The organism is Pseudomonas sp. 5.2 (assembly GCF_059025405.1).
Genome location: NZ_JBYBHH010000019.1, coordinates 26,341 through 49,802, shown reverse-complemented (window position 1 = coordinate 49,802; position 23,462 = coordinate 26,341). Strand labels below are relative to the sequence as shown.

The following is a 23,462-nucleotide window of genomic DNA, read 5'->3' as shown; positions in this document are numbered from 1 at the left end:
CGGCCCCGTTGAATCAGTTGCGGCGTTCGACGATGTAGCGCGCCAGCGCCCGCAGCGGCTCGGCAGTTTCACCAAACCCTTGCAATGCGGCCAGCGCCTGGTCGCGCAGTTCGATTGCATAGGCCTTGGCGGCCTCCAGGCCAAGCAGGGCCGGGTAGGTCGGTTTGTCTCGGGCGATGTCGGCACCCTGGCGTTTGCCCAGGGTGGCGGTGTCGCTTTCTACGTCGAGGATGTCGTCCTGCACCTGAAACGCCAGGCCAATGGCCTGAGCGTAGGTCTGCAAGGCATCCAGTTGCGCCGGCTCGGCGCGGGCGCTGGCCAGGGCGCCCAGGCGCACGCTGGCTTCGATCAGCGCGCCGGTCTTGTGCCGGTGCATGAATTCCAGCGCCTGTTGGTCCAGCTTGATCCCCACCGAGCCCAGGTCGATGGCCTGGCCCCCCACCATGCCCGCCGGGCCGGCAGCCTTGGCCAGGGCCTGGACCATGGCCAGGCGAAGGGCGTCGGACTGTGGGCTCAGGCGCGGGTCGAGCAGGGCGCTGAAGGCCAGGCTCTGCAGGCCGTCACCGGCGAGGATGGCGCAGGCTTCGTCGAAGGCTTTGTGGGTGGTCGGTTGGCCGCGACGCAGGTCGTCGTCATCCATCGCCGGCAGGTCGTCATGCACCAGCGAATACGCGTGGATCAGTTCGACCGCGCACGCTGCACCGTTGGCCTGTTCGGCAGGTGCACCCAGGGCTTCGCAGGCCGCGTAGGCGAGCAGCGGGCGTACACGCTTGCCGCCGTTCATCACGCTGTAGCGCATGGCGGCGTAGAGGCGCTCGAGTTCTTTGGTAGGTGCTTGAAACAGCGGTTCGAGGGCGGCGTCGACGCGGGCCTGGCAGTTGGCCTGGTAGGTGCTGATCATGCTTCCGGCTCCGCGTCGAAGGGCTGGGCTGCCAGCTCACCGTCGCGTTCCAGAAGGATTTGCACTTTCTGCTCAGCCTGGGCCAGTGCGCCCTGGCAATCGCGGGTCAGGGCGATGCCTTGCTCGAAGGCGGCCAGCGAATCTTCCAGCGACAACTCGCCGTTCTCCAGGCGCTCGACCAGGGCTTGCAGGTCTGCGAGGGATTGCTCGAAATCGAGGGAGGCTTTTTTGCGGGCCATGGCGACTGTCTCGGTGGCGTTCTGAACGGCGCGACACTAGCAGAGCGGGGCAGGGGGAGCAAACTTGTGTGGGTAGGGCTATGCGGTCGGGCGTGATAGTTGTTGCGCATTCGAGATCGAGCGCCGCCCGCGCGGCGCTTCGCAGCACAAGGCTGCTCCTACATCTGGTTTGGGCCAGTCATGCCTGTGATAAAGGCGATCACGCGCGTTTGTCGCAGGAATAATTGGCCCAAAAAAATGTAGGAGCAGCCTTGTGCTGCGAAGCGCCGCGCTGGCGGCGCCCGATGTGCGCGCCGCCATCTTCCTTAAGCCAAGCGCTTGGAAGCCATCAAGCCGTAGCCGCTTCGCGCTCCACCATCGCCTCGCGGTACCGCGCCAGCTCTTCAATGGTCAGCACCGGCATATTGTACTGCCGCGCATACACCGCCACCTGCTCCCCACGGGCCATGCTGCCGTCGGGGTTCATCAACTCGCACAGCACCGCTGCCGGCCGCAGCCCGGCCAGGCGCGCCAGGTCGACCGAACCTTCGGTATGGCCACGGCGGGTCAGCACACCACCATTGCGCGCGCGCAGCGGGAACACATGCCCAGGGCTGACGATATGCCGTTGCTCGGCGGTCGAGCTGAGCGCCGCAGCGATGGTGGTGACACGGTCTTGTGCCGAAACGCCGGTGGTGATGCCGTCCGCCGCCTCGATGGTGACGGTGAACCCGGTGCCATGGCGCGCCTGATTGTTCTGCACCATCGGCGCCAGTTGCAGGGCGTCCACGGTCGCTTCGTCCAGGCACAGGCAAACGATGCCGCTGCAGTCACGAATCATCATGGCCATAGTTTGCAACGAGATGTTTTCGGCGGCGGCAATGATGTCCGCTTCGTCCTCGCGGTCATCGTCGTCCAGCAGCAGTACGGGGCGCCCGGCCTGAAAAGCGGCGATGGCGGCAGAAATGTTGGGGTATTGCTTTTGCAGCATAGGGGACATGAAACGCTCCTCGTAAATGATCGATGAACGTCTCGGGGCGAACAAAACGCGCGCGCAGGGGCGCCCGAATGGCCCCTGCCTGACGCCTTCTTTCATCCGGACTATGACCGTCGGCTCTGGAGTCTCACCAGATCTGCTGACCCCCGGCATGGCCGGGGCGCTCGCGGGCTCATCTTTCGATTTACCGCCGGTGGGGACTTACACCCCGCCCTGAAGACCCGGCAAGCATACCCCACAGAGCCACCCTGCTGGCAACCCGCCCGGCTAAGACCTTAGGCGAGCATCGGCGGTATCATGGCAGGCATGTTCTATTCGGAATCGACAGCATGGACATTCTCCAGGTCGCCGGCGGCAAGCCAATCAAGTTGTGGACCGACGGCGTGCCGATCGAAGACGAAGCGCGCCAGCAGTTGCTGAACACAGCCAAATTGCCGTTCATCTTCAAGCACCTGGCCGTGATGCCGGATGTGCACCTGGGCAAGGGCTCGACCATCGGCAGCGTGATCCCCACCGTTGGCGCGATCATCCCCGCCGCCGTTGGCGTGGACATCGGCTGCGGCATGATCGCCGCGCGGACTTCGCTGCACGCCCGCGACCTGCCCGACAACCTGCACGGTTTGCGCACGGCGATCGAGCAGGCCGTGCCCCATGGCAAGACCTTCGGCCGCCACGACCAAGGCGCCTGGGACAACGTGCCAGCCAAGGCTGACAAACGCTGGGGCACGCTGGCAACGCGCTTCAAGGCCATCACCGACAAGTACCCGCGGCTGGAGAAAACCAATAACCGGCATCACCTGGGCACCCTGGGCGGCGGCAATCACTTCATCGAGGTTTGCCTGGATGAGGCCGACCGCGTGTGGTTCATGTTGCACAGCGGCTCGCGTGGCGTTGGCAATGCCATCGGCAACCTGTTCATCGAATTGGCCCATGCCGACATGCGCCAGCACCTGGCCAACCTGCCGGACAAGGACCTGGCGTACTTCGAGGAAGGCAGCCGCCACTTTGCCGACTACGTCGAAGCGGTTGAGTGGGCGCAGGACTTTGCCCGGCAGAACCGCGAACTGATGATGCTGGCAGTGGTTGCCGCGACCCGCAAGGTGCTTGGCCGGCCGTTCGAGGCCAGCCTGGAGGCGGTGAACTGTCACCACAACTATGTGCAGCGCGAGCAGCATTTCGGGCGCGAAGTGCTGGTGACGCGCAAGGGCGCGGTGTCGGCGCAGAAAGGGCAGTTGGGCATCATCCCCGGTTCGATGGGGGCAAAGAGTTTCATCGTGCGCGGGTTGGGCAATGAAGAGGCGTTCTGCTCTTGCAGCCATGGGGCCGGGCGGGTGATGAGCCGAACCCGGGCCAAGAGCCGCTTCACTGTGGAAGACCAGCGACGGGCCACTGCGCATGTGGAGTGCCGGAAGGACAAGGCGGTGATCGATGAGATACCGATGGCCTACAAGGACATCGATGCGGTGATGCGTGCGCAGCGCGACCTGGTGGAGGTGGTGCACACGCTGCGCCAGGTGGTGTGTGTGAAGGGGTGACCGGGCCGGCCTCTTCGCGGGGCAAGCCCGCTCCCACAGAATCTGCACTGCCCTCAGGGCCGGAGGGGTAACCTGTGGGAGCGGGCTTGCCCCGCGAAGAGGCCCGCGCAGGTTTACCGAGACATCCCTTCAATTACGCTTTTCAGCGAGGCCGGCAACATCGGCCCATGCCCCAACCCGTCGAACCGCTCGAAGCGCACCTGCAACCCAGGCACCTTGGCCAGGTCCGCTACCAGCTCACGCGCCGGCCGCTCCGCGTCGCCCTTCACCGCCGCACGCGGGTTCGACGACTCATCGCCACCGCGCATCAGCACCAGCCTCGGGCGGCTGCCACCCAAGCGCTGCTGCAGCCCCTGGGCTTCCCGAACAATCGCCCCGTCATGCCACCACAGTGACGGGCTGGCCGCCGCGTAGTCAGTGAACTCGGCCGGCCGGGTGAACAGTGCATGCAGCACCGCCAGCCCACCATAGGAATGCCCCCACAGTGTTTGCCGTTGCAGGTCGATCGGCGCTACAGCGGCGACCATCGGCCGCATGCGCTGGCTCAGCAGGTCGAAGAACGCCTCCACGCCACCGCTGGGCTGGCCCGTCAGCGGGTCGCGCTGTTCCGCTTGCCCAGGCAGTGCGGGGGTGTAGTCATACGTTCGCCCGGCACGTTCGATGCGTTGGTCGGTCTGGTAGCCCACGGCGACCAGCAACGGGGCTTGGCCTGCGGCAAGCTTGCCCAGTTGTTCGCTGTCCAGGGCACCCAGCGCGGCATTGCCGTCGAGCATCCACAACACCGGGTAGCCCGCCGCGGGCGCCGGGCGATTCGGCTGGCCGATCCATAGACGGTAATGGCGCTGGCCATCGGCCGAATCCAGGTCATGCTGGCTGAAGCGATAGGCCAGGTTCTGGCGCTGCAGCAGCGACGTGTCCATTTTCTGATCGCGCACCGGTTGCGCCAGGGCTGCTGGTGCAGCGAGGGCCAGTGCCATGGCCAGGTACAAGGGCATTTTGCTCATCGGGGAATCTCGCTCGGTCGTTGGTGTTGATCAACGGCTAATGAATACGTGCCTGCCGGTGTGTCGAACCTGCAGCGTGTAGGTCTGTGCCAGCATGGCCAAGGCCAGCGGCAAGTCATCGATGGGGAATGTGCCAGACACCCGCAGCTCACCCAGCGCGGGGTCGCACTCAAGCTGTTGGTCGGTGTAGCGCATCAATTCATGCGCCCACAGCCGTACTGGCATGTCGTCGGCCACCAGCAAGCCGTTGCGCCACGCCAGGGTGGTCTCCCGGGCCTGCTCGATGAGCCCCATGCGCTCGCGGCTGAAACGAACTTGTTGCCCAGCACGGATGATGTTTTCGCCAGTGGCCACGCGGGCGTGCTCCGGGCGAACCTGTACGGCGCCTTCGTACACCGCTAGCAAGGTTTCATCGGCCAGCTGGCGCACGCTGAATCGCGTACCCAACGCGAGCAGTTGGCCTTGCTGGGTCTGTGCCATGAGCGGGCGTGGGTCGGCAGCGGTCGCGATGTACACCTCGCCACGGCGCAGGTGCAGCAAGCGTTGCGCGCTGTTGAAAAGCACGTCCACGGCGCTGTCGCTATTGAGGGTGATCTGTGTGCCGTCGGCGAGCCGTGCGTGTTGGCGTTCGCCCACAGACGTCTGGTAATCGTTGCCAATGCCTGAGCGCCATGCCCACCAGCTGAGCGGTGCGGCACCGATCAGCAGAAGCAGCCCGCGCAGCACAGCGCGCCTGCTTGTCGGGCGATCCAAGGTCTGCTTGGCCAGCGTTGGAGGCAGGCTGCCCAGGCGTGTGAGCAGGCGCTGTGCCCTTTGCCACGCCCGTTCATGCTCAGCACTGGCACGCCGCCAGCGCTCCAATTCGCGCTGTTGCGCTGGCAGCAGCGGCCCTTCCTGCATCAGCATCAGCCATGAGGCCGCTTGGGCAAGCACCTGTTGGGGGATGGCATCGTCAAGCGGGGCCGTGCGGTTATTCATCGGGCATCTGCGTCAGGCAGGCCAGGTAGGCCTCGTGGATGTACTTCTTGACCGTCGGCAGCGCGATGTTCAGGGCCACGGCAATGTCCTTCTGCTTCATGCCGTCCAGCGTCGCCATCAGAAACGCCTGCCTCACGCGGGGGCGCAGCGTATCCAGCAGCGTGTCGATCTCGTGCAGGGTCTCGAGGATCACGCTTTGCAGTTCAGGCGAAGGGTGCTCGGGTTCTGGCAGCAACTGCAACGCTTCGAGCCAGGCACGTTCCAGCGACTGCCGGCGCCGCCAGCTGACCAGCACACAATTGGCGATGCGGGTTAGGTAGGCGCGTGGCTGACGGATCGGTTCGACTCGCGCGCCCTCCCGGCTGGTAAGCACCCGCAGGAAAATGTCATGCGCCAGGTCATCGGCCACCCCGCGTCCCCACGACCTCAGCCGATAGGCGAGCCAGTTACGTAACCAGGCGTGATTCTCGATGTACAACGTCTCGACGCTGCACGGCTCGGTACTGTTCGGCGGGGAGAAGGGCGCATTCATCGTGGGTTGAGTCGGTACAAGACTGTCGCAAATGAAAACCATTATCACTAGAATTACTCAGATCACAAGGCCGAACCGGCAAATTCAGCTGGTGGCCCTGCACACATATCCTTTTTTCGATCTCGTGCGACAGAGGAGGTAACAGCCCGCAGCCAGTGGTGGGCGCACACCCTACGAGCGAGAAAAGCATGCTCCCAGTACGTTGTCCTTCACCTGCTCCACGCCCTCGACTTTACCTGTCGCCCATCACCTTCGCCCTGCGTTGCACGATGATCAGTTGCTGTGGCGCCGGCTTGCTGAACAGCAGCCTGGCCCTGGCCCAGGGTGCCGGCACGGCTGCGGTCGCCGCGACCCGCCTGGACGATGCCACGCCGCGTGACTACAACATTGCCAAAGGCCCGCTGGGCGCAGCGCTGGGCAGTTTCACCAGCCAATCCGGGCTGCTGGTGTCTTATGATCCTGACCTGACCCGCGGGCGTACGGCGCCGGCCCTGAAGGGGCGGTACACCGTCAGTGAGGGCATCCAGCGGTTGCTGGCCAATACCGGGCTGCAGTTGGTGGCGAGCTCGACCGGCAGCTACGTGCTGATGGCGCAGGGCGCTGCAACGCGTGCCGCAGCAGAGTTGTCGCCGACGATGGTCGACGCTGCCGCACAGGGACCTCAAGCGGATACTTACCGGGCCCCACGCTCATCGGTGCACCTGAGCAGCGAACAGATCGACCGCTTCGGCCGGGTCTCCGTGGGCGACCTGCTCAACGGTGTGCCGGGTGTGCAAGTCGGTGACACCCGCAACGGCGGCGCCCTGGACGTCAACATTCGCGGTATCCAGGGGCAGAGCCGGGTAGCGGTGAAGGTCGATGGTTCGGAGCAGGCCCTGGATGTCTATCGCGGTTATGGCGGCACGCAGCAACGCAGCTACATCGACCCCGACCTGATCAGCAGCCTGACCGTGAACAAAGGGCCGTCAACCAAATCCGGAGCGATTGGCGGCACGGTGGAAATGCAGACGATCGGCGTGCAGGACATTCTGGTCGACGGCAACCAGGTTGGCGTGCGCCTCAAGGGCGACCTCTGGGACAACGGCGTAGCCCCCGCCCATCGCAGTTCCAGTTCCAAGGATGAAAGCCTGTCGGCGCCTCCGCGCGACAACCGCGCCAGCCTGTTCGGCTCTGAAGCCGAATCGGGCAGCGCCGCGTTTGCCTTTACCACCGAACAGCTGGATGTGGTGGCGGCCTACGCGCACCGCAACCAAGGCAACTACTTTTCCGGCAAGAAAGGCCAGGACCGCTACCGCCTCTACAACGATTACGGCAGTGAACAGCCCAGCGTGGCGATGACCTATAACGCGGGCGAGGAAGTGCTCAACTCCTCATCGAAAACCGACTCGTACCTGCTCAAGGCGACCTGGCGGATAACCGACGATCACACCCTGGACTTGGGCTACCGCCGCTACGACGGGCGCACTGCCGAGATCATGCCCTCAGATATCTACCGCTTCGGTACCGCCGGTATCTATCAGTACCCCTTGGGCGAGGTGAAGATCGATACCTACACCGCACGCTACCACTACCTGCCCGCCGGTAACCCGTGGGTCGACCTGACCAGCAACCTGTGGATGACCGACGCTAAAACCAGCTCGTTGAGTTCGGCATGGACGGCGCCGGTTTCCCAGTTGTTTCGTTCTGACCGCAGTTGGACACGCCAGGACAACCGCCGTATTGGCGGCGACCTGAACAACATCTCCAGGTTCGAAACGGCCCATGGCGACTTCAAGCTTGACCTGGGCGGCGCGTTCCAGCTGGAAGACCTGCAACCGCAGAAAAGCGTGCTGATCACCCAGCACGACGTCGATGCCAACCGCACCCTGCGTGATGCTTCGCGGCAGGAGTTCAGCTTCAATGGCAAGCTCGAGTACCAACCGATCGAGCAACTGACCCTGTGGGGCGGGGGGCGTTACAGCCACTTCCGCACCAAAGACAATACCGTGCTGGCCACCGCCCGCCGCGAGGACCGCGACGTGCGCTACATCTCGGCGAGTGGCCCCAAGGGCTGGGGCAGCATGACCTGGTTCCCCGACCAGAATGGCCAGTACACCGACGCCACCGACCCCCGGCTGAACAACGGCATCGTCTTCAGCAACAGCAACGAGCCATTCAACGGTGTGCGCTTCAATGACTTCGGCGCGACCAGCGTTCAGGTCAGCCCCGAAAGCATCAGCAGCGTGGTCACAGGCTACGACCATACCCCGCAGGGGAGCAGCAGCGGTGGCGGCTTTTCGCCGGCATTCGGCATCAATGTCGAGCTGATGCCTGACACGTACTTCTATGTCACCTACACCCAAGGCCTGCGCCTGCCGTCACTGTTCGAGACCAGCCAGGGCACCCAGCAAGTCAGCCCCGGCAAAAGCCTCAAGCCCGAGCGCTCGCAGAGCTGGGAAATCGGCGTCAGCGCCTTGCGCGACAACCTCTTTACCGATCACGACTCAGCCGCGATCAAGCTGGCCTTCTTCGACAACAAGATCAAGCACTACATCACCCGCTATTACGACCCGAGCCCTGGCCTGTGGGGCCAGATGAGCTTCAGCAACACCGACAGCTTCAGCACCCGCGGCCTTGAACTGCAGTCAAACTACGATGCCGGCCGTGTGTTCGCCGACCTCTCGGCCACCTACTACCTCAAGACCGAGACCTGCGACGCGGACTTTGCCGGCAAACTGCGCGCCACCGCCAACCCGTACCAGAAAACCCAAGACACGCCAAACTGCACACCGGGCAGCTACATGGGCTCTTACACCAACACCCAGAACCCACCACGGTTCTCCGCCAACCTGACCACTGGCCTGCGTTTCTTCGACGAAGCATTGACGGTAGGCGGGCGCGTGACCTACACCTCCGGGCCTACCAGTACCCTCGACAAGCCCTGGCAGTCCGGCGCTACCACGCCGCAGGTCGAGTACCGCTCGGTGGCGCTGTTCGATCTGTTCCTCAAGTACACGCTGCTTGAGAACACCGAGGTGAATGTTTCGCTGCAGAACCTGACCGATCGCTATTACCTGGACCCGCTGGCGCAGAGCTTCATGCCGGCTCCCGGGCGGACGGTACGGATGGGGGTGGTGACTAGGTTTTGAAGGTAGGTGAGGGCGGTGGCACGGCGGGTTTGCCATCGCCTTTGAGTGGTCTTGCTAAAGCGGGTTTTAGCAGGGGATGGCTTTCAAGCAGGCATTAAAAAGCCGGCTTGTGGCCGGCTTATAGGTTGTCCAGATAACTCCACTGATTTTATAAGAAATCCCTATAACCATTGGGTTTTACTGGGTTTTACGTGTATGTTCGTCCACTAAAGACCAGATATCGCCAATGAAAGCCAGTCTCCAAAGTATGGGCTGGGGTGTGGGCTGGAAGGATGGGCGTAGGCGGAGGACTCATGGGGAAGCTGACGGTCAAGAAGGTGGAGCAACTTGCCAGGGCTGGTACGAAGTGTTTTGAAAACGACGGGGATGGCCTGTACTTCAAGGTGGGTGAGAGCGGCGGTACGAGCTGGATTTACAGATACAAGCTCAACAAGAAATCGACCGACATGGGGCTGGGGATTTACCCAGAGGTATCGTTGCCGGGGGCCCGCATCAAACACGCTGACGCACGTAAGCTGCTAGCTAATGGAGTTTGCCCCAAGAGCGCCCGAGATGACGAGCGTGATCGCCTGATTACCCAGCATCGCGCCGAGGATGCGAAGCGCGTGCTGTTCGAGCAGATGGCGAAGGAATATGCCGATGCTCATGGCCCTGGATGGTCTGAGAAATGGCGGAGGGGCTGGCTAAGGAAGCTGGAGTTGTATGCCTTTGACGTGATCGGTAAGGTGCCAGTCGGTGAGATCGATACCGACCAGGTGCTCAAGGTTCTCCAGCCTATTTGGTCCACCAAAACGCGAACTGCAGATGAGGTGCGTGGGCAGATCGAGTTGGTTCTGGATGCTGCTAAGGCACGCAATCTGCGAGAGGGGGAAAACCCAGCTCGCTGGCGCGGCCATCTAGATAAGCTGCTGAACAAGGCCGATAAAAAGAAAGCACGGATACGAGAGCACTTTGCCGCGATGAGCTGGAAGGAAGTGCCTGCGCTCATGCAGCAACTGGCTGAAAGTGAATTCCGCGCAGCTGTAGCAGCTCGCTTGCTCATCTTCACTGCTGCTCGGGCTCAGATGGTGCAAGGGGCCAGATGGCCGGAGTTCGACTTGGAGGCTGGCTTATGGGTGCTGCCGGCTGATCGGATGAAGATGAGAAAAGCCTTCAGCATTCCATTGGCGCCTCAGGTCGTCGAGATGTTGCGGGAATTGCCGCGCGTTGAGGAAAGTAACTTTCTCTTCCCAGGGCGAGGGAAGAGCGGGGTGATGCATACCAATGCCATTCGGAATCTGCTGCATGACATGGGGCATGGCGACATCACTCGTCACGGTTTCCGCAGCTCCTTTCGCGATTGGGCTGGCGAGGAAACGAATCATCCGCGTGAAGTTTGTGAGCTGGCATTGGCGCATGACGAGCGCGACCAGACCGAGGGGGCGTATTCACGCTCGGATTTGCTAGTTAAGCGTCGGCGGTTGATGAACTCGTGGGCAGCATTCGTCACTACCCCGTATCTCGGTAATGTCATCCCTTTTGAAACAAAACGCGCGCTGTAGAGGCGGTAGACATGGATGGAAAGGTAGTCGCAGAACTGCTCCTGCTGTTCGCCAGTGAGGCAACGCTAGAGGGTGCTGAACTCAGTTGGGAGAACATCGAACAGTGGGCTCAACAACTAGATGAATGTGGTGGTGAGGAAAAGACTGCTTTCGAAGCGCTTGCGCTTGACCAGAGTGCGATGAGCACGCCTGAGAAAAGAAGGGAGTTTACGGGTGAGGTTAGCGTCAGCTTAGAAACGATACATTTTTTGGTTCATGACATTCGAAATGAGGTCAGCAGCAAGATGACCACCATAGCTCTTCGTGCTAAGCAGTACACGGTGGAGAAAAAACGTAGGGTTGTGGAGAAAAATCGAGAGAAGAAAGCGATTCCCGACTGGCATCAGAAAGCAATTCGGCTGGCAGAGCAAGGGCTTCCCAGCGCTGTCATAGCCGCACGGGTCAAGCATTCGGTTTCCCAGGTGCGGCGCGTTTTGAACAAGCAGAAAAAAGCCCGCATGTTAAGTTAACGTGCGCGTGATTGTGCGTAGATTCCCTTTCTATGAATCCATTGAGCACCAATAAGGCGCAAGGTTTGAGGGAATGAAACACGGTCAAAAAGACGTTCAAGATGCGGTGGTGCAGCGGGGGGGCCGTCGGATTATTCGACTCAAAGAGACGGAGCAACTTTGCGGATTCCGACGCAGTCATATCTACGCACTGATGAGAGTAGGAGGTTTCCCCCTGTGTAGGCGGATTGGCGCAAGGGCGGTGGGGTGGGATTCGGTTGAGGTTGAGCAATGGGTGGCTGATCGACTTCAAACTTGATGGTTTTACGGTTGTAGTGATGTCCTCTGGCAAAGGCGATATCGGACAGATATCGCCTTTGCCATTTTAGTCACGAAAAACCTTGGAGAAACATTAGGGTTTCTGTCCCTTTGTGTCAGGCAGCCATCACCGGATTTGTTTATGCCTCCGGACACCGTAAGCATCGGGTAGGGCGTGGCTTTGCTGCCACACCTTAGGGACCCCGAGCCTGACGGACAGCAAGACTGGCGGCATGTCCAAACCCACGAGTGAGGATGTCTATCGGCCATGGCCCGGCAAGAAGGCAGCCTCTACGTACTGCCTTCTCTTAGCCACAAGACACGCATCTGACTGAGGGTGAGAACGGTATTTCGAGCCAGCGCAAGACAGTCGCGGGCGAATCCCTTCTAGACCCGCTTGATCAACTCTACTCGGACTCAAACACCGTACAGGTTGGAGCATGCTGCCTGGTAGGCATCCCAGCCAGGCAGTTGCTCAAGCGCCGCTCGGATCTTTTTTCGGCGCGTGACCATGTGTTTCTGCGGCGATAGCATGAGTTGTATGTCAGGTTGCGTGCGTCGGACGGCCCATTCGGATAGCAACACCTTCCCAGCATCAACGATCGCTCGGTGGTCTGGGTTTGCGGCGTCAAACGTCGGAGTTCGATCGAATGCCAACTTATGGATATGGCGTTCGCCAAAGGCTCCGCGTGGCTGATGGGCCTGTATAACCTTGATGACCGCTTGGCTGTTTATCAACGCGGTGATATAGATTGCCTCATCCTCGGTCGCAACTCGCCCCCAATAGAGAGTCTGGTCGATGATAGTCTTGTCAGAAGGGATCTGAGCGCCGTGCACATACGCGGCGCACGGCAGCTTGCCACCTGCCGAGGCGAACACCAGCCAATCCCGACCGGTCCAGCCTTGGGCGGATAGCTTTTTGCGGTCCGTGTCCACCGTCTCGAAAAACTCATCGACGCTTTCGTTTATGGCAGTTAAGGCAGCTTTGATCGCGCCACCCGTCGCCCCGCCAAGCGCAGCGATCCCCGGTCCAGTGCGAGGCCCCCAGCCGTTTATCCCATGCTGAAACGGTAGAAGCGCTTTGGCGCCGGTAGCAAGCTCATACGGTGCCAAGTGCTTTGAGATCAGCACGTCGAACATCACTTGGTCACTAACCCCGGTTGCAGTCAGTGCGAAATCTTTAAGTCGATGGCCGTCTGATCTTAGGAAGTAGTAGGGTGAGCCAGTGTTGATTGGCCCTAAGTTCCAACCCGCGCCGCTTTTTACTGCTGCGTGAAAAACGATGCCACGAGGCATGACGTCGGCGCCTTGGCGAAACAGTGGGCCGATCGATTTCTTAATCTCGATTTCCACGGTCGGCGCACTAGGTGGCGTAGTCGTCCATGCGGTGCGACCACTAGACTTGACGATGTGGAAAGTCGTCGCAGTCTCAGATGCTTTGCTCACGTTCCGTCCCACGAAAGTCTTTCTGCCGCTTGGATACGACTTGGAACCGAAAAGCACAATCGCTTCGTTCTTGAAGGTCTGGTTAGCAATCTTCCATATCTCGCTAGGAGTGAATTGCACAGGCTTGTTCGCAGTGAGGTATCCGGCCGACCGGAATGGCTCGTGGTGCGACCCGTTAAGCACCGTGTCTGGCAAGATGCATCCGATCACAGCGCCCTTGGTCAAATAGCGTTCGATGGCATGCAAGAGGAATATGGTGGCGATTTCAACATGGAGATGCGAAGAGCCGGGAGCTTTGATGCCGTGAAGCTCCGCCTTAGCTTTCAGCGCTTCTTGATATGGGTTGCTCGCGATTTTGCTGAGAGCCAGCCACGGCGGGTTTGTCACCACTCCGTTGAAGCGTCCCGCAACGAGAGCCGGCCGGAAGCTGTTTCGCAGCACGAATGCCCAGATGCCATTGCGACCAGCGCGCTGGAGTTTCTCCAGTGCCTTGAGCAGGTTCCTACAGAACTCGATTGATGCGCCCCTTAAGTCTGCGGCCAGCGCGACACCGGTGTCAGTCAGTACCGCGTCCACCATCGTCTCGATATCTTGATCGGTGAGCGTTGTGCTCACTGCCGCTGCGCTGCTCATCGCCATGTCATATCCACGTGAAAGCAGAGCATCGAACAAGGTTTGGTTCGGTGCCGTAATCAAGAATTGGGGGAGTCCGACCTCTTCTGTGTCGAGATTGAGCTTTCGTTGTTCTTCTCCATTCGCGCTAAACACCTCTGTCACAGGTGTATTCGCAAACAATGAGTCGGCGTGATAGACGGGAATTTGCGCCTCATGTCCGGCGGCGAGCCAATCCTTACTGGCTAGCACCCAGCCAACCTTGGCAAGCATCACAGCCAATGGGTCGATGTCGAATGCGGTAATCGCAATCGCGAGCTCGCTAAGCGCAGCAGGATCACCTGGAACTTTACCGGCAGCGAGTAGCCGCTGCTGAGCGCGCTTCACCGTCTCTACGACCATTGCTCCCGATCCGCAGCACATATCGACGAAGCGCGGCTGCTCTCCTTCCGGGAGCGCCGACATGACACGCTCGACAAGCTTGCCGGCCAGCCAAGAAGGCGTCCACTCCTGTCCCAGCAGAAGTCGTTGTGAGCGCGCCGCCAACTGTGCCATGAGGGTGCCGAAAAGGTCTTCGGCAGGGGAAGATTTGAAGTCATAGGCGCGAAGGTCGTTTTGAATGTCGCGCGCGACTGCGATCAAGTTGCTCACATAGGGACTGGCATTGAGCCAACCGAAGTAGTCGTATTCTACAAGGTTGGGCAACCCACGAGCTTTGAAGAACGATCCGTCCAAGATCGTTTGCAACTCTGCATCGTTGCTGATCAAGGCCCTCCCATCCAGAACGTTGGCGCAAATGAGCTTGGCAAGAGTGAGGATGTAGAGTTCCCCAACATACGAAGCCTTGTCGAACTTGCCGGCGGCAGCGTCTCCACCCAAGTAGGAGACGAAATCTGTCCAAAGTTTTGTGATCATGCTGGCGTAGGAGGGATCATGGGAGAACGCATGGTCCACAAGCGCATCAATCGGCTGGACATGGGCTTGGCAAAAAGGACTGTCGAAACCCAAGTCGTTCGCGAGGGTAAGTGCAGCCAACAAGCGGCCCCCTTCGCGACCAAGATGGCGGATCAAAAACGCCCCGAGCTTCCCAGCCTCGACATCACCAGCCGCAGAAAGATCACATGACTCGATCTCGGCGAGCTCGATATGCTCCGGACCGAAACTCGTGGCGCCCGGAACGGCAGAAAGATCTTTGACATCCGAGATGCTGAAAGCGTGCCACCGAACAGTGTCGGAGAGCACGCCAACGAGCAGGTCGCGAGGTGTCCCCGCATTGAGCTGACCAGCGCAGTATTGCTTCACCTGATGCATGCCGTGTGCGAACGTGCCCAGCGCGTGCAGGTCCCTCTCGTATTCGATCACTGTGGCGCCCACGAGCACATCGACGAAGCCATGCTTCTTGGCCCCTAGTTCGTGGAACTTTGCCAACGACTCTGTCCCAGTGACGTGAGCCTTGGTCCACCAAGGCTGATCAGGGAACATCAACGGCAGCTTAGCTGAGAGTGCGTGTCGGAGCACATCCTCTGCCTTGCCGTCACGAATGAGGCCGCTGGCTTCCTTCAGGAAAGCCTTCCCCTGGGCTTCAACATATCTCACCACAATCGCGCCTTCCCTTTTTTGTGTTGTGTTTTGAACGTTTTTCCTGTCCCGTGCGCGCGATTTTCAGCAATTCTTTGATTCCCTCGCGATCGCACCCAAGAGCTTCCCCCACCACGGCGTTGATGTTGTTTAGCGCCGTTTCCACTTTCGCGTGTTCCTCCGTAGCGGCGAGCTCGTCGCCATGCAGTGATAGCTTACAAAGCTGCTCTTCATTGAAAGCTGGAACTGGGAGCCGTCGCAGGTGCGTGGCTTCCACTTTTAGGGCGCCGCCGCCCATGATTGCTGCCGACGTTTCGAGGACCGCTTGCATCCACGCGCTGTTCATGAATGCGAGCAGAGCAGCTGCATTCCACTTACTGAGCGGTAAAATCCATATAGTCGAAAAGTTTGCGTCAATGAGGCATTGCCGAGCCTTGTTCAAATAGGCTTTCGGAGTAGATGAGTTCACTCGCGCTAACAGAATGTCCGGCAAGTGCCTGGCCGCAAAGTCAGGCAACATATACCAATGGCGCGGCGGCATGCCGCGAGCCGCGGGCCTAATGTTCGGAGATACGGCGGTTAGATCCCAAACCTTTTGCGGCTTGGCATGAGTGCCGAAGTTGGCCTGGCCTGCTGCCCGAACGACAGCCGCAAGTGACTCGGGCATGCGTTCATAGGCTGATGAGAACATATCGGTTTCGCCCAAGTCCTCCGGCAGCGCATGCTGTCTAAGGTCCAGCGCCCAGCCTGTGGCGAGATCAGGTGAAACGGCGAAGCCCGCCGGAAGCTCAGATTGCCGGCGAATGACGGGCCGAGCAATGCTATCTGGTGCCCGTGCGACCAATCCCGCCAACGGGCCCGAAAACAAGAGAGCAACGTGCCCTGACGAGCGCGCGCCGTCAGCGTAGAAGAAGCCATTGGCTCCTGTGCGCAGGCCCTGGCCAACAGCTACTCCCTGCGACTCGAATGTAGTGAAGCAGGGGGCAATGCCTTGGCGCGCAAGCCAATCATGGATCTCCTGAGAGACGTATATACCCTCCATCGGTTGGCTGGCTGTTTCCCCGATTGCTGTGAACCATTTTTGTTTCGAGGCGGCGGCAAGCATGTTTCTGCATGCGAGCTTTATCGACGCGGGACGCGCGCGGGCGACTCCGGTGGGATGGCTCGCGCCATTTCGTAGCCAAGACCGAGCCAGTCTTGCGAAATTTCTCTCTGGGTTAAATTCTCCAGCGAGTGACATCCGCCCAATGGGACTCTCCGGGCTGGCAGCAGCGGCGGAGATCGAGATGTGGCAGTAGGCGGAGTTGTCCGCTTGCAGAAGAGCCGACGCGCGTCGCTTTACTCGCTTGGCCACAATCAGCGTCGTCTTGACCTGAGCGTCGCTAAACCAAGAGGCGTTTTCATCTTCTACGACGAACTCAATGTCGAACCAGCGGAACAGGAGGTAGTGCACGATCGTCGCGTAATCGCGCGTCAGCCAAGATTCAGGCACCACCAACGCCAGGTGTCCATCTAGCTTTACGAGGGCGGCGCAAAGAATCCAGCAGGGCACTGCTAGGTCAGACAGGCCTGAATAGCCGTTTACGAGGTGCGCGAAGAGGCGTTTGTCTTCGGCGTCCAGAGCAGAGAGACTTGGCAAGGTACTCAGCAGGCCAGCCCGAATTTGGATTGCGGTAGGAAGAGCGTGGTCCACCTCTGCCTTTTCCGAAAATGACTGATATCGGACATAGGGGGGATTGGCAATAACCAAGTCCCAGTCCGTTTTTCGCAGTTTCGAGATCGTATCTGGGTCGAAAGCGCTGCCAAGAATACAATCGGCTTGCGGCAACCGGTTAGCGCATGCATCGCGGGTAAAACGATCGATTTCGATGCCCGCAATCGATGCCGGGGCAGCGCCAACCTCCAGACACGAAGCCAGCAGATCGCCGTCTCCAGCCATTGGGTCGATGATGCTCTCGGCCTTCTCCGCTCGGGCGAGTGCGGCCAGGATTCGGCCGAGGCCAACGCCAGTAAAGTATTGGCCTAGGCGTTTGCGGCGCTCTGCATCTGGCACGTAGCTAGGGAGCGATGGCTGGGGGGCTTGCTTCATAGGTCTACAGAGGGGCTGGGGCCCGAACTGGTCTCTGCCCGCGCGAGAGCATAGAAAGCTTTGGCATCCAACTCAACATCACGACCAAGCTGCAAGCACTTGCCGACAAATTGCGAATAAAGCAATTGCAGATCGGTAAGCGAGCTGTTGCCGGCATCTCGGATTACATCTGCTGCAATCTTGGAAGCCGTCTTGCCAACTGCATTGGCAAGGGGGCGCTTCGACAGCAACAATAACGGGTCGCCTTTGACCGAAACGGTCGATACGACTTGTTTAAAGCTCGCTTGAATTTTGTCTAGGACGCTCGTGGCTTCGACTGTGAAGCCGGCAGTGGTGTACGCCTGCGCGAGCGCCCGCCATACCTCTGAGTGCGCGGAGTGAAACACTACCGTCGCTAAGCCCTCTGGTTTAAGTACGCGCCCGATCTCAGTGAACACGCTCGCCATCATAGCTCCATATTCCAAAACACCTTTGGACTGTGAGGGACTCATAATCACTTCGCGTGAACGGTCAGTAGTCTTTCCAAGCCAATGCTCGTTGATCTGATTAAGCTCTGCGTAGGGGATGTAAGCGCCGAAAGGTGGGTCTGTGAAAACATAGTCAACCGAATGAGGTTTCAGCGGCATACTTTCACTGGTACCGTTGTGGACGACGACTGTGCTTCCACTTCCATGAAGCATGTTGAATGAGTCGATGAATGCTTTGGACTTGCGCCGCACGCCTTCGAGAATGTTCTTCTCAACCGGCAGTCCGCTAATATAAAGCACGCCGCTTTGCGACCCAGTAAGAACGAAGTCGCTCTGCCCTTTTTTGAGAACGACGCGAGTCATAAGCGTTGAGTGGCTCGAGTTGTAGCTCAGGACTAAGAGTTTCAAAGCGTCGCGCACGTTCTCAGGGAAATCACCAACGAGCTCCAAAAGAATTGCCATCGCTATGAAGTTGCGCTTTGTGTAGAAGTGGTGAAGCTTGTCGATGCCAACGTGATACCCCGAGCGGTGCAGTTCTCCCCAGACAAGATCAACGTTGGGAGCTGATTTTGGTGGTCTGGTTTTCGCGATTCGGGCGATAACTTCATAATCTTCAGGGGTAGGCGGACGCTGCCATTTTTTCGTTCCGCTCCGACCATGCACCCGCGCGATTACACGCTTTTTTGTCAGTTGCTTACATCCGAATGCGTCCAGAGTTGAGTCAAGCGCTCGTTCGCAAGCTCCCACGGCGATCAGCTTCTGGCAGCCCTTGCAGTGGAAACTGTCCGACATGCTCAACGGCTTTGTCTTCACACTCGCGTCCCACAAAGAAGCTTCATTGCCACAGTGCGGGCAGATGAGTACTTCGGACCAGATAATATGACGCAGTGTGCCAATTGAACCACTCTCATCCTTTGCCTCGTAGAGCCAAGAGAGTTTTTCTTCCGCCCGTATGCATAGCTCATTTACTGCAGCCGCAAATGACTCCGGCTCTGGCGGGCGACAGAGAGTCTCTGAAACGAACGACCCCAAGGTGCCGATCTCGAAAAGATGGGCAGTACGCGGCCCCCACTCCGGCTTGACTCCGAGTGAGTCGGCCATACGACGCATCTCATCAGTGGGTCGATCACATAGTAGGGCTGCGAGCCCTGTGGTTCCACTTCCGGCGAATGCGTCGAGGACAGTCGCACCCGGCTTTGTATGCGCGGCTATAAAGACGGCGATCACTTCGGGCGAGATCTTTGTTGGATATGAAAAGGCGTTGTAAAGTGGGCCTGTGCGTGTTGATGGCAAGGGGGTGCTGTAAAGCTCTGCGATGTTCGCCATTGCTGTTTTACTATTTTGGATGTTGACCTCTTGCGAGCTCAAATGTGTGCAGGTTGTGTTACGTTCGAGGCTCATTGCAGTTCAGGCCTCGGCTTTGACGTTCGGCTTTTTGAGGGCCCTCGTTTGAGCAACTTGTTCGGCAGGAACAGTGATGTTCTTAGATTCGCAGAAAACCGCGACCAGAACCTCCAACATGTTCACCATGCTTCGTTGCTCATGGTCGGCCGCAGCTTTCAAAGCAAGTTTGAAGCTGGGTGACACCCTCAAGTTCAGCGTGTCGCTCTTCACATCGTCAAATTTCATGGCGCCCCGCAGATGTCTGTGCATTTGCGTTATGGTATCAGAATGGGGGGCATGGGGTTCGTAATTCTGCATGCCAAATGCTCCATCGTGGGAGTTGACCATGCTGGGCTGAGAGCAGTAGTTCAACCTTCAGCGAATGACGGGGTCGATCGGGTTTGTTGCGCCAGCTGAAGCGGGAGCGACTTATTACTGGCAGCAGGCAAATCAGGACCGCACGGCCTGGCTCAAGCCAAACGGCATCCAGGAAAGCCGGGGAGGCTTACTGATCGTAGAAGCTTACCCCTTGCTTGCTCTACATAAGTGTCTGAATGGCTCGCCTCTGGAGTTCGGTGATCCGAACATCGCTTTGGTCGATCCGTCGTAGCCACTCTGATCCGGAGATTTTTTCTCCTCGTTTGACCAAGCGGCCGTGCCAGTCAAACGCCTCCTTAAGCGAATCAACCATCTCAATGTAGAACGGTCCACCATCAAATCGAATGCTGAGCCTGCCCAGGCGTGATCGTCTGATCCAATAATCGCAGATGCATTGCTGCTCATATCTTGCCTTCTGATCATTTCCTTGCTGAACACCCATTCGCTTTCCTCCCTTGAAGACCATCCCGACACACGAAATTGCGTCTACAGCAATCTGCGGCCCAGAAAATGTTCTCACAAGGAAAAAATAACCGCAAAAATTTTTCCTCTGTAACTTTGCCCTGTTGGAAAACCATCCACAGAATCGCTGGATGAATATCGGCGCCGCAATACGCAAGGTTCGACTGGAAAAGGGCCTCACTCTGGAGGCGGTTGCTCTGGAGGCGGGGACTTACGCGGGCAACCTGTCCAAGATCGAGAGATCACAGCAACTGCCATCCCTGGAGCTGTTACACAAGCTCAGCCATGCACTGGGTATGAAAACATCCGAGGTGTACGCTGTCGCGGAGTCTGAGTCTGAAGGTGGAGAAGAGGCTTCTGATCAGAGTAACGAGGTGATCCTGGTGCGTAGAAACTTCCAGGCCCTCACTCCCAAGAATCGCAGGCTCGCTATCGAGTTCCTGAAGCTACTGGGGCAATCCCAGGACGAAGACTGACGAAGCTTCAAATTTCCCCACGTCCTCCATTCTGCACCCACAGATCGGCTATATAAGCCCTATGGCGGCGAAGCTGCCCTGCTGGTCGCTGCTGATAGTAACGGAGCGAGTTGCTGCCAACGTATGGGCCAGAGTATGGGCTGGCGGAGGGATCGAGACGGGAGCCTCTTAAATCAAGGGCTGTAGCAATTAAAAAGCCGGCTTGTGGCCGGCTTCTCGGGGACGCTTCCGACTAATTTATGGTAAGCCGCAACCGCCTTAACTGTGTGGTCACAAGGACCTGATAGAGATGGTCAACGCCCGTGTGGGGTGTCGCCGAGCCCTCTGGACCGCGGCTTGCGCCGGTCGGGGCTAAATGTGCCGCGTAGCATACAAGGGCTTGCGCAGTATGCCCAGCAAAAAATGGCACAGCGTGTTTCAGCTGGGGCGATGGCGGCGGAAATGCGACCAGTGGAAGACCCAGCCGAGAATCTCCAGGCCTTGGGCCTGGCGCTGGGCGCGGGTGTAGCGCTCGACGGCGTAGTTGCGCCGGTCATGGCTGTGTAGGTACAGGGTGCCGTGCGGGCCGAGGCTGAGGTTGTTCACCCTCAGGGTGCCGTTGTGCAGCAAGGCATAGGTCTCGCCCTCGATGACTTCGGTCATGCTCAGGTCTACCGCCAAGGTGGCCTCCAGCGGGATCAGCGGGGCCATGTTGGCGGCAGGCATGGCCAGGCAGATGGCATTTTGCGCAGCAACGCCCAGCGCCTTTAACGCCGTGGTGGGCAGGCGCAGGTGATGGTTGGCCACGGGGGCAAGCAGGCCGTGCTGCAGTGCGTAAAACGGCACCTGCAGCAGCCGGCCGCTGTGTGCTGACAGCGGGGTGGGCGGGTTGGTGTGCGGTGGCCGTGGCGGGCCGCTGCGCAAGATCGGGTTGGGGTGCTTGGGGCCTTCGCCGCTGCGCAGCCAACGGCGATGCACGCAAAACAAGTCGGCCATTTCATCGAGGCGAGCCAACGGAACACCCCGTCTGAACCAGTTATTGACGTGCTGGGGTGTGACGCTGCGTTGGGCAGCGAAATCGGAAGGGGTCAAGCCACATTCGTGCAGGAGGGCTTTGAGGCGGTCACCGGATGTGTTCATGGCCGCGAGTGTAGCGGCCGGGTGCCAGCTGGCATATGAACCGGATGTTGATGCGGCTTGTGCGAAAGGTGCTTAGTTGTAGGGCGTTGGAGTAGGGCGATGTAGGAATTTTTACTGGAGGGTGTTCCCTCGCGCATAAAAAACCCCGCCGAGGCGTAATGCTGTTCACTTAAGTTATCCATCGCCTGTATTGGGGCCGCTTTGCGGCCCATCGCGGCACAAGGCCGCTCCCACAATGTTCGCGCATGCCCTGTAAATAGGGGCATAACGCGGTCGGTGTGGGAGCGGCCTTGTGCCGCGATGGGCCGCAGAGCGGCCCCGGCATTCTTAAGTGAACAGCATTACCGCCGAGGCGGGGTTTTTCAGCAATCGGTATCAGCCTTTGTAGGCAGCGACCGATTTGGTGATCGCAGCACGGGCGGCGTCGGCGCCGTCCCAGCCTTCGATCTTGACCCACTTGCCCTTCTCGAGATCTTTGTAGTTCGCGAAGAAGTGCTCGATCTGCTGGATCAGCAGGGCTGGCAGGTCGGTGTATTCCTTGACGTCGACATACAGCTGCGACAGCTTGTCGTGCGGCACAGCGATGACTTTGGCGTCGCCGCCGCCGTCGTCGGTCATGTTCAGGATGCCAACCGGGCGGGCACGGATGACCGAGCCTGGGGCAACTGGGTATGGGGTCACGACCAGCACGTCGAGCGGGTCACCGTCGTCGGCCAGGGTGTTCGGGATGAAGCCATAATTGGCTGGGTAGAACATCGGGGTAGCCATGAAACGGTCGACGAACAGGGTGTCGCTGTCCTTGTCGATCTCGTATTTGATCGGCGCGTGGTTGGCCGGGATCTCGATGGCGACGTAGATGTCGTTCGGCAGGTCTTTGCCCGCCGGAATCTTGCTGTAGCTCATTGGGCAGTGCCCCCGTAGTTGACCAAAAAGTGGCGGCGATTATAGGCACATTCCGCATGGGCATGCCACGCCTGGCCTGATGTGCGGCCGCGTCAGGCGTGGCCTTCGCGGTAATCGGGGTGTTCGGCCTGCAACTGGCTCAGGCGCGCCAGTGGGTCTTGGCGGTAGAACAGCGACAGTTGCTGGTAAACCTGCGGATACGCCTGCTGCAACAGGTCGGGGGCGCTGAAGAAGTATTCGCTGGTGACGGCGAAGAATTCTGCAGGGTTTTCTGCCGCGTATGGGTCGATGGGCGTTTCGGCGTCGGGGTTCAGGTCCAGCTGGCGGTTGAGGTCGTCATAGGCCTGTTGCATGGCCGTCGCCCACTCATCCACGGGCATGCCACTGTGCAGCGGCGGCAGGCCGTTGGCGTCGCCATTGAGCATGTCGAGCTTGTGCGCCAACTCATGGATGACCAGGTTGTAGGCCTCCCAGCCACCACTGGCCAGCACCCCGTTCCAGGCCAGGATCACCGGCCCCTGTTGCCAGGCTTCACCGCTGTGTTCGCCGTCCCACACATGCTCCACACCACTGGCATCGCGGTGGCGCTGAGGGCTTTTGAAGTCGTCGGGGTAGAGGATGATTTCGTGGAAACCCTGGTACCAGTTCAGGTCACCCAGGTGCAGCAGTGGCAGCTGCGCCTGGGCAGCGAGGAACAGGCGCTGCTCATCGCTCAGCTCGACACCGGGCAGGGTGGTCAGGTGCTTTTCAAGCAGAAACAGGATGCAGGCTTCACGCAACCAGCGATCTTCTTCATCGCTGATACCGTCGAGCAACGGCAGGTGTTGGCGAACCGCCTGCCATTGCTCGGCTGTGATTGGGTAGCGCTTCAGGGTGCGCCGACGCCGCCAGGCGCTGAAAGACCACATG

General features: G+C 59.6%; 19 protein-coding genes and 1 riboswitch. Of the genes, 6 read left to right on the top strand and 13 right to left on the bottom strand.

Features of this window, described 5'->3' with window-relative positions; all coding sequences use genetic code 11:
• Positions 1-13: 13 nt before the first annotated feature.
• The 3 genes from ispA to ribB all read right to left on the bottom strand — a co-directional run bounded on the left by ispA (position 14) and on the right by ribB (position 2,119).
• Positions 14-901: a (2E,6E)-farnesyl diphosphate synthase gene (gene ispA / locus AC5PZ0_RS23930; protein ID WP_027594917.1), complete on the bottom strand. Its 888-nt coding sequence runs from the start codon at positions 899-901 to the stop codon at positions 14-16.
• On the bottom strand, positions 898-1,140 hold the full coding sequence (locus AC5PZ0_RS23925) for an exodeoxyribonuclease VII small subunit (RefSeq protein WP_027594918.1): 243 nt from the start codon (positions 1,138-1,140) through the stop codon (positions 898-900). Before AC5PZ0_RS23925 ends, ispA begins: the two co-directional genes overlap by 4 nt.
• A gap of 328 nt (positions 1,141-1,468) precedes the next feature.
• Entirely contained in the window at positions 1,469-2,119 is a 651-nt protein-coding gene (ribB, locus tag AC5PZ0_RS23920) for a 3,4-dihydroxy-2-butanone-4-phosphate synthase (RefSeq protein WP_027594919.1), read from the bottom strand.
• Positions 2,120-2,199: 80 nt separating this feature from the next.
• Positions 2,200-2,341: riboswitch (FMN riboswitch) on the bottom strand.
• A gap of 95 nt (positions 2,342-2,436) precedes the next feature.
• On the opposite strand from ribB, the gene AC5PZ0_RS23915 reads away from it, so the two are divergent.
• Positions 2,437-3,651 (top strand): RtcB family protein, encoded by a 1,215-nt coding sequence (locus AC5PZ0_RS23915; protein WP_493855890.1) that lies wholly within the window; start codon positions 2,437-2,439, stop codon positions 3,649-3,651.
• Between the two features lie 113 nt (positions 3,652-3,764).
• On the opposite strand, the gene AC5PZ0_RS23910 is transcribed toward AC5PZ0_RS23915, so the two are convergent.
• The 3 genes from AC5PZ0_RS23910 to AC5PZ0_RS23900 are packed head-to-tail and all read right to left on the bottom strand — an operon-like array spanning position 3,765 to position 6,165.
• Positions 3,765-4,655, bottom strand: coding sequence for an alpha/beta hydrolase (locus AC5PZ0_RS23910; RefSeq protein WP_493855862.1), 891 nt, complete (start codon positions 4,653-4,655; stop codon positions 3,765-3,767).
• A gap of 30 nt (positions 4,656-4,685) precedes the next feature.
• Positions 4,686-5,633, bottom strand: coding sequence for a FecR domain-containing protein (locus tag AC5PZ0_RS23905; RefSeq protein ID WP_493855861.1), 948 nt, complete (start codon positions 5,631-5,633; stop codon positions 4,686-4,688).
• Complete coding sequence (locus tag AC5PZ0_RS23900; protein WP_099452776.1) at positions 5,626-6,165, bottom strand: sigma-70 family RNA polymerase sigma factor; 540 nt, start codon at positions 6,163-6,165, stop codon at positions 5,626-5,628. Before AC5PZ0_RS23900 ends, AC5PZ0_RS23905 begins: the two co-directional genes overlap by 8 nt.
• A 269-nt stretch (positions 6,166-6,434) precedes the next feature.
• On the opposite strand from AC5PZ0_RS23900, the gene AC5PZ0_RS23895 reads away from it, so the two are divergent.
• From AC5PZ0_RS23895 to AC5PZ0_RS23880, 4 genes are all read left to right on the top strand, one after another.
• Positions 6,435-9,293 (top strand): TonB-dependent receptor, encoded by a 2,859-nt coding sequence (locus AC5PZ0_RS23895; protein WP_493855889.1) that lies wholly within the window; start codon positions 6,435-6,437, stop codon positions 9,291-9,293.
• 293 nt (positions 9,294-9,586) lie between these two features.
• Positions 9,587-10,834: a tyrosine-type recombinase/integrase gene (locus AC5PZ0_RS23890; RefSeq protein ID WP_493855860.1), complete on the top strand. Its 1,248-nt coding sequence runs from the start codon at positions 9,587-9,589 to the stop codon at positions 10,832-10,834.
• An 11-nt stretch (positions 10,835-10,845) separates the two neighbouring features.
• Entirely contained in the window at positions 10,846-11,343 is a 498-nt protein-coding gene (locus AC5PZ0_RS23885; RefSeq protein ID WP_493855859.1) for a hypothetical protein, read from the top strand.
• A gap of 73 nt (positions 11,344-11,416) precedes the next feature.
• Positions 11,417-11,641: an AlpA family phage regulatory protein gene (locus AC5PZ0_RS23880; protein WP_493855858.1), complete on the top strand. Its 225-nt coding sequence runs from the start codon at positions 11,417-11,419 to the stop codon at positions 11,639-11,641.
• Positions 11,642-12,057: 416 nt separating this feature from the next.
• Here the strand turns inward: AC5PZ0_RS23880 and AC5PZ0_RS23875 are convergent, their stop codons facing one another.
• From AC5PZ0_RS23875 to AC5PZ0_RS23860, 4 genes are read right to left on the bottom strand one after another with little or no spacing between them, the layout of a single operon-like run.
• Positions 12,058-15,294 carry a DNA methyltransferase family protein gene (locus AC5PZ0_RS23875; protein ID WP_493855857.1) on the bottom strand — a complete coding sequence of 1,079 codons (3,237 nt, stop codon included), beginning with the start codon at positions 15,292-15,294 and terminating at the stop codon, positions 12,058-12,060.
• Positions 15,281-17,365, bottom strand: coding sequence for an N-6 DNA methylase (locus AC5PZ0_RS23870; RefSeq protein WP_493855856.1), 2,085 nt, complete (start codon positions 17,363-17,365; stop codon positions 15,281-15,283). The genes AC5PZ0_RS23875 and AC5PZ0_RS23870 overlap by 14 nt, the downstream gene beginning before the upstream one ends.
• Entirely contained in the window at positions 17,362-19,233 is a 1,872-nt protein-coding gene (locus AC5PZ0_RS23865) for a DNA methyltransferase (protein ID WP_493855855.1), read from the bottom strand. Before AC5PZ0_RS23865 ends, AC5PZ0_RS23870 begins: the two co-directional genes overlap by 4 nt.
• 6 nt (positions 19,234-19,239) lie before the next feature.
• The gene (locus AC5PZ0_RS23860) at positions 19,240-19,533 is read right to left on the bottom strand and encodes a hypothetical protein (protein ID WP_493855854.1); all 294 of its coding nucleotides are present in this window, start codon (positions 19,531-19,533) and stop codon (positions 19,240-19,242) included.
• 653 nt (positions 19,534-20,186) lie between these two features.
• Between AC5PZ0_RS23860 and AC5PZ0_RS23855 the strand changes: the two genes are divergently transcribed.
• The gene (locus tag AC5PZ0_RS23855) at positions 20,187-20,531 is read left to right on the top strand and encodes a helix-turn-helix domain-containing protein (protein ID WP_493855853.1); all 345 of its coding nucleotides are present in this window, start codon (positions 20,187-20,189) and stop codon (positions 20,529-20,531) included.
• Positions 20,532-20,948: 417 nt separating this feature from the next.
• Here AC5PZ0_RS23855 and AC5PZ0_RS23850 read toward each other — a convergent pair whose 3' ends face one another.
• The 3 genes from AC5PZ0_RS23850 to AC5PZ0_RS23840 form a co-directional block, all read right to left on the bottom strand.
• Positions 20,949-21,650 carry a LexA family transcriptional regulator gene (locus tag AC5PZ0_RS23850; RefSeq protein WP_099428232.1) on the bottom strand — a complete coding sequence of 234 codons (702 nt, stop codon included), beginning with the start codon at positions 21,648-21,650 and terminating at the stop codon, positions 20,949-20,951.
• A gap of 375 nt (positions 21,651-22,025) precedes the next feature.
• On the bottom strand, positions 22,026-22,553 hold the full coding sequence (gene ppa, locus AC5PZ0_RS23845) for an inorganic diphosphatase (RefSeq protein WP_016497835.1): 528 nt from the start codon (positions 22,551-22,553) through the stop codon (positions 22,026-22,028).
• A gap of 92 nt (positions 22,554-22,645) precedes the next feature.
• A complete protein-coding gene (locus AC5PZ0_RS23840) occupies positions 22,646-23,461 on the bottom strand; it encodes a M90 family metallopeptidase (RefSeq protein ID WP_085274008.1) in 816 nt (271 codons plus the stop codon).
• Position 23,462: the final 1 nt, after the last annotated feature.